Here is a 6,275-nt window from a genome sequence, read left to right as displayed (position 1 = left end):
GCCCTGTTCGCGGTAGACGTTGTAGCCGGCCAGGCCGCTGCCGCCGGAGTCGGTGGAGGCGGTCCAGGTCAGGGTGGCGCCGGTGGCGGTGATGTTGCTCGCGGTGGGGGTGCCGGGCGTGGTCGGCGGCGTGGTGTCGGTGCTGGTGCCGCCCGCCAGCGCGTCGTGCACCGCCGTGTACGACGGCTTCTGCCCGTAGTTGTTGTCGTAGATCAGCGCGAAGCCCTCACCCGGGAAGGTCTCGGGCACCCAGGAGTACTTGTCGGTGAAGCCCCAGATCGTGACGCCGGCGCAGGCCGTGACCGCGAGGCAGGCGTTGACGACGTTGCGATAGTAGGTGGCCTGGTTGGCGTCCTTGGTCGCGTCGCGCGAGCCCTGGACGCGCACGTCCAGCTCGGTGATCCGCACCTGCACGCCCAGGTCCGCGAAGCGCTGCAGGTTCTGCTGCAGGGTGTTCGGGAAGCCGTACTGCAACGACAGGTGGCCCTGGAAGCCCACGCAGTCCACCGGCACACCCTGCTGGCGGAGCTGGCTGACCAGGTTGTACATCGCGGTGCTCTTGGCGTTGACCGCCTCGACGTTGTAGTCGTTGATGCACAGCCGCGCGTCGGGGTCGGCCGCGCGGGCGGCCCGGAAGGCGTCGGCGATGAAGCTCTGCCCCAGCGTGTTGTACCAGAACGAGGAGCGGAAGCCGCCGTTCTCGTCGAACACCTCGTTCACGACGTCCCACGACACCACGGCCGGGTTGTTCGCGTACCTGCCCACGACCTGGGCGATGTGCTCCTGCATCGCCTGCCGCATGGCGCTCGCGCCGAGGCTCTGCACCCAGTTCGGCGTCTGGCTGTGCCACACCAGCGTGTGCCCGTGAACCTGCTGGTTGTTCTGCGTGGCGAAGTTGACGATCTGGTCGGCCCCGGAGAAGGTGAACTGCCCCGGGTTCGGCTGGGTGGACTCCCACTTCATCGCGTTCTCGGCCGTGATCTGGTTGAACTCCGTGGCCGCGATGTTGCGGTAGGCGGTCTCATTGGCGAGCGGGCTCGTGGCGAGGGCCGTGCCGATGAACTTGCCGCGCGCCGCCGCGTGTTCCCGCAACGGCCCCGACGCGTGCGCGGGCGAAGCGGGCAGCAGCAACGTGGCGAGCAGCCCGAGCACGGCCACGGCCGCGAGCGTCCTGAACCGGACCACGGGCCGCAGCATGGGCCCGGCTAACGAGGTGCGTAGCACTGACATCTACCTCCGGGGAAGTACCGCAGATTTCGCGAGACCGGAGGTCGCCGTTGGCCACCACCGCCGCCGACCCGAAACTTTCGGTCCCTCCAGGTCCACCCGGACGGTAGTCGGGCGTGCGGCAAGGGTGCAACGGCAGGCGAGAAGCCCGCGCCATCGTGCCTGCTTGCGCCCGCAAACTATCGGCTTGTGGTTGAAACTTTCAGTCGCGGTCGTGCTCCCAGTCGGCTCCCTTCTCGTACGCCTGTATTCCGCACGGACCGGGGGATCGTCAGGAGGGGGCGCAGCTCGGCGCGGGCGCGGCGCCGGGCGTGCCGGAGCCGAGGAAGCCGAACGTCGTGCTCGCCCCGGCCGCCAGCGAGCCGTTCCAGGACGCGTTCCGCGCGGTCACCGCCGTGCCGCTCTGGCTCAGCGCCGTGCTCCACGACTGGGTGACCCGCTCGCCGCCCGCGAACGTCCAGCGCACCGTCCACGCGCCGATCGGCGCCGTGCCCGTGTTGCGCACCGTGACCTCGCCCTGGAACCCGCCCTGCCAGGACCCGGTCACCCGGTAGGCCGCCGCGCACCCGCCCGAGACCGTGGGCGTGCTCGTCGGGGTCACGGTGGGTGTGATCGTGGGCGTGGCCGTCGGGGTCACGCCGTCCAGCGCGGCCGTCAGCGCCGGGTACCACCTGTCGGCCATCTTCTGGTCGCCGCTCGCGTTCGGGTGCACCCCGTCGTAGGTGTCGGCCGCGGTGCTGAACCCGGTCCACTGGTCCACCACCGTGATCGGCGAGGCCGCGGTGGTCTTGCCCGCCGCCCAGCCCGGGATCGCCTGGTTCAGCGCCACCGCGCGCTGCGCGCACTGCGGACAGGTGCTCGGGTTCATCGGGATGATCTGCGCGACCAGGATCCTCATCGCCGGGTTGCTCGCGCGCATCTGGTCCACCAGCGTGCTGTACGCCGCGAGGATCGCGTCGGTGGAGCGGTTGCTCCACACGTCGTTGGTGCCGAAGTGCATCAGCACGACGTCCGGCCGCGTGGCCGACAACCAGCCCGGGAGCAGGTTCTGGCTCGCCACGTTGGTCACCAGGTACCCGCCGTGGCCCTCGTTGTCGCCGTCGTACGGCACCGAGCAGCCCTGCGGGCCCAGGGTGCCGACGAAGTCGATGTCGGTGTAGCCGGTGCTCTGCAGCCGGTTCCACAGCAGCGCCCGCCAGCAGCCGGGCGAGCCGGTGATCGAGTCGCCCAGCGGCATGATCCGCACCGCCGCCGCCTGCGCCGGCCCGGCGTTCGCCACGATCGCGTACGCGAGCGCCGCCACCAGCGCCGCCAGGATGGAAAGGTAGGCTCTCTTGCCCATGTCGTCTCCTCGTGGTCGCCCGGCGCGAATGCTAGGAACGCCGGGCTCAGGCGAGAAGGACGGGCATGGGAGCGCCGCGCCGACCTGCGGCGCGGCGTGCAACTTTCATCCGATGACTACAGCCGTTGCGCCTTGCTCAGCAGCCGCTGCGCGATCACCACCAGCGCGAGGAACGCGCCGCTGACGACCTGCTGGAAGGAGGAGGTGAGGTTGCCGACCTGGTTGATCAGGCTCTGGATCACGCCCAGCAGCAGCACGCCCGCGATCGTGCCGGTCAGCCCGCCCGCGCCGCCCGTCAGCAGCGTCCCGCCGATGACCACCGCGGCGATCACGTCCAGCTCCAGCCCGATGCCCAGGATCGTCACGCCGGAGGAGAGCCGGGCCGCGTTCAGCGCCCCGGCGAGTCCGGCCAGCAGGCCGGACATCAGGTAGACGTAGACCTTGGTACGCGCGACCGGCACGCCCATCAGCGCCGCCGCCTGCTCGTTGCCGCCGATGGCGTAGACGTTCTGCCCGAAGCCGGTGCGCTGGAGCAGCAGCATGCCGAGCAGGGCCAGCACGATCGTGATGTAGACGGGGTAGGTCAGGCCCAGGATCTCGCCCTGGCCGAGCGCGGCGAACGTCCTGTCGCGCACCAGGTACGTCGTGGCGCCCTCGTCCGAGATGGCCAGCATCAGCCCGCGTACGCCGAGCAGCCCGGCGAGCGTGACGATGAACGGCGCCATGCCGGTGCGGGCGATCAGCAGCCCCTGGGCCAGCCCGACCGCGCCGCAGGCCAGCAGGGGGAGCAGGAGCGCGACCACCGCGCCGTACTGGGAGCCCCAGGCGGCCAGCACGCCGCCGAGCACGAACAACGACCCGACGGACAGGTCGATGCCGCCGCTGATGATCACGAACGTCATGCCGATCGCGATGATCGCGGTGAAGGAGGAGGCGACGACCACGCTGGCCGCGTTCTCCGGGGTGGCGAAGGAGTCGAAGCCGAACGTGCCCACCACGATCAGGGCGAACAGCACCATCAGCGCGCCGTGCTGCTGGATCAGGTGACTGATCCGCTCCTTCCGGGCGGCACCGTTCCCGCTCTCCGGAGCGATCACTGTGGTGTCGGTCGTCATCGGGTCCCACGCTCCCGGGTCGCGTAGACGGCGGCGAGGATGATGCCGGCCTGGACCATCTGGGTCCACGACTGCGGCAGGTTGTGCTTGATCAGGGTGGCCGACAGGAGCTGCATCAGCAGCGCGCCCATGACCGTGCTGAGCACCCTGATCCGGCCGCCGGTGAGCGGGGTGCCGCCGACGACGACCGCGGTGATCGCGGACAGCTCGATGAACTGGCCCAGCGACGTGGGGTCGCTGGCCTGGAGCCGGGCCGTGGCCAGCACGCCGGCGATGGCGGCGAGCACGCCGGAGATCACGTACACGGTGAGCAGCACCCGCTTGACCGGCAGGCCGGACAGCTCGCTGGCGGCCCGGTTGCCGCCGATCGCCACCACCTGGCGGCCGAAGGTGGTCCGCCGGACCAGGAAGGTCACGACCACCGTGAGCGCGGCGGCGATGATCACCACGAGCGGCAGCCCCAGCAGCGAGCCGCTGCCCAGCGCGATCAGGTCGGGGTTGCGGAACTCCTTGAGCTGCGGCACCAGCACGTTGGCGATGCCGCGCACGCCGACCAGCAGCGCCAGCGTGGCCACGATCGGCTGCACTCCCACGTACGCGACCAGGGAGCCGCCCGCCGCCCCGACCACCGCGCCCGCGAGCAGGGCCATCAGGATCGCGGGCCAGGCGCCGTACCCGAGGTAGAGCACCACGACCGCGGCGGCCAGCGCCATCACCGACCCCACCGACAGGTCGATGCCCTGGGTGCCGATGACCAGCGCCATCCCCAGCGAGACGATCACGATCGGGGCCACCTGGACGAGCTGGGTGCGGAAGTTGGCCGCGTCCAGGAAGTGGGGGGTGAACAGGACGTTGAAGGCGAGCAGCGCGAGCACGGCGGCGTACACGCCGTACTCCTGCAACCAGATGAACACCCGCGCCCGGTCCAGCCGGCCCGGCGGGCCGGAGGGTGCGGTGGTCGCCTCAGCCATGCGCGTCAGCCTCTTCCGGGTTCGTGCTGGAGTGTTCCGCTATGGAGGCCATGATCCTCTCTTCGGTCACCTCGTCGCCGGAAAGCTCCCCGACGACGGCGCCGTCGCGCAGGACCAGGATGCGGTCGGAGCCCTCGACCAGCTCCTCCAGGTCGGAGGAGATCAGCAGGACGCCGAGGCCGGCCTCGGCCAGTTCGTCGATCAGCGCCTGCACCTCCGCCTTCGCGCCGACGTCGATGCCGCGGGTGGGCTCGTCCAGGATCAGCACCTTGGGCTGCATGGCCAGCCAGCGGGCCAGCAGCACCTTCTGCTGGTTGCCGCCGGACAGCTCCGAGACCTTCTGGTGCGGCGAGGACGCCTTGATCCGCAGCCGCTTCATGAACGTGTCCACGACCTGGTCGATCCGCGCGTCCGAGACGACCCCGGCGCGGGCCAGGGCGGGCAGCGCGGCCAGCGCGATGTTCTCGCGCACCGACAGGGTGGGGATGATGCCCTCGGCCTTGCGGTCCTCGGGCAGCAGGCTGATCCCGGCCTTGATCGCACCCGCCGTGGTACGGCGCCGCAGCGGACTGCCCGCCACGATGACCTGGCCGGAGTCGAGCGGCAGCGCCCCGATGATCGCCTTGGCGGTCTCGCTGCGGCCCGCCCCGAGCAGCCCGCCGAGCCCCACCACCTCACCGGGGCGCACGCTGACCGACACGTCCTGCAGCACGTGCCGCCGCTTCAGCCCGCGCGCCTCGACCACCGGCTCGGCGGTCACGGCCCTGCCGCGGTCGCGGCTGAACCTGGTCAGCCCGCCGCTGCGCACCTCGCCCACGTCGCGGCCGAGCATCAGCGAGATGAGCTGGATGCGCTCCAGCTCATGGATGTCGCCGGTGTGCGCCAGCCTGCCGTCGCGGAGCACGGTGACACGGTCGCACACCTGGTACAACTCTTCCAGCCGGTGACTGACGTAGATGACCGCGATGTCCTGTTCGCGCAGCCGCCGGATCACCCCGAACAGCGTGGCCACCTCGCGCGGCTCCAGCGAGGAGGTCGGCTCGTCCATGATCACGACCTTGGCGTCGATCGACACCGCACGAGCCAGCGCCACCATCTGCTGCGCGCCGATGCCCAGCGTACGCAGCGGGCGGCGCACGTCCGTCTCGACGCCGTAACCCGCCAGCACCCGCTCGGCCTCGGCGTTCATCCGCGCCGCGTCGATGACCCCGAACCTGTTACGCGGCTCGCGGCCGAGCATCAGGTTGCGGGCCACGCTCATCATCGGAACGAGATTGACCTCCTGGTAGATCGTGGAGATGCCGGAGCGCTGCGCGTCGAGCGGGGTGGCGAAACTCGCCGGCTCGCCCCGGTAGCGCAACTCGCCCTCGTCGGGGCGGTGCACCCCGGTGAAAACCTTGATCAGCGTCGACTTGCCCGCCCCGTTCTCCCCGACGAGCGCGTGCACCTCACCAGGCCGCAGGGCGAGCGAGACGCGGTCGAGCGCGAGCACGCCGGGGAACCGCTTGGAGATCCCCCGCGCTTCCAGCACGGGCCCAAGCCCGTCCGGCGCCTTCCCGGCCGCGGGTCCATCGGTGGTGCCCAATGACTTCCCTTCTGTGTTTATGGCCCGTGCTCCGC

The 6,275-nt window shown here is 70.8% G+C and carries 5 protein-coding genes; all 5 read right to left on the bottom strand.

The features are described 5' to 3' along the window. Window positions 1-1,185: glycoside hydrolase family 10 protein (locus HNP84_RS30980; protein ID WP_312926075.1), on the bottom strand; the 1,185-nt coding region annotated here is incomplete at its 3' end. Window positions 1,186-1,498: 313 nt separating this feature from the next. Next, window positions 1,499-2,569 carry a cellulose binding domain-containing protein gene (locus HNP84_RS30975; RefSeq protein ID WP_185053452.1) on the bottom strand — a complete coding sequence of 357 codons (1,071 nt, stop codon included), beginning with the start codon at window positions 2,567-2,569 and terminating at the stop codon, window positions 1,499-1,501. Window positions 2,570-2,685: 116 nt separating this feature from the next. Then, window positions 2,686-3,684: an ABC transporter permease gene (locus HNP84_RS30970; protein WP_185053451.1), complete on the bottom strand. Its 999-nt coding sequence runs from the start codon at window positions 3,682-3,684 to the stop codon at window positions 2,686-2,688. Continuing rightward, a complete protein-coding gene (locus HNP84_RS30965; protein WP_185053450.1) occupies window positions 3,681-4,655 on the bottom strand; it encodes an ABC transporter permease in 975 nt (324 codons plus the stop codon). Before HNP84_RS30965 ends, HNP84_RS30970 begins: the two co-directional genes overlap by 4 nt. Next, entirely contained in the window at window positions 4,648-6,186 is a 1,539-nt protein-coding gene (locus tag HNP84_RS30960) for a sugar ABC transporter ATP-binding protein (protein ID WP_312926073.1), read from the bottom strand. Before HNP84_RS30960 ends, HNP84_RS30965 begins: the two co-directional genes overlap by 8 nt. Between the last annotated feature and the right edge of the window lie 89 nt (window positions 6,187-6,275).

The sequence above is a fragment of the Thermocatellispora tengchongensis genome (assembly GCF_014202315.1).
GTDB classification, from domain to species: Bacteria; Actinomycetota; Actinomycetes; order Streptosporangiales; family Streptosporangiaceae; genus Thermocatellispora; species Thermocatellispora tengchongensis.
This window is presented reverse-complemented; position numbering and strand designations above follow the sequence as displayed.

Bases quoted from the DNA above. Each gene is read 5' to 3' on its own strand.
- HNP84_RS30975 (WP_185053452.1), bottom strand. From the start codon at position 2,569: ATGGGCAAGAGAGCCTACCTTTCCATCCTGGCGGCGCTGGTGGCGGCG.
- HNP84_RS30970 (WP_185053451.1), bottom strand. From the start codon at position 3,684: ATGACGACCGACACCACAGTGATCGCTCCGGAGAGCGGGAACGGTGCC.
- HNP84_RS30965 (WP_185053450.1), bottom strand. From the start codon at position 4,655: ATGGCTGAGGCGACCACCGCACCCTCCGGCCCGCCGGGCCGGCTGGAC.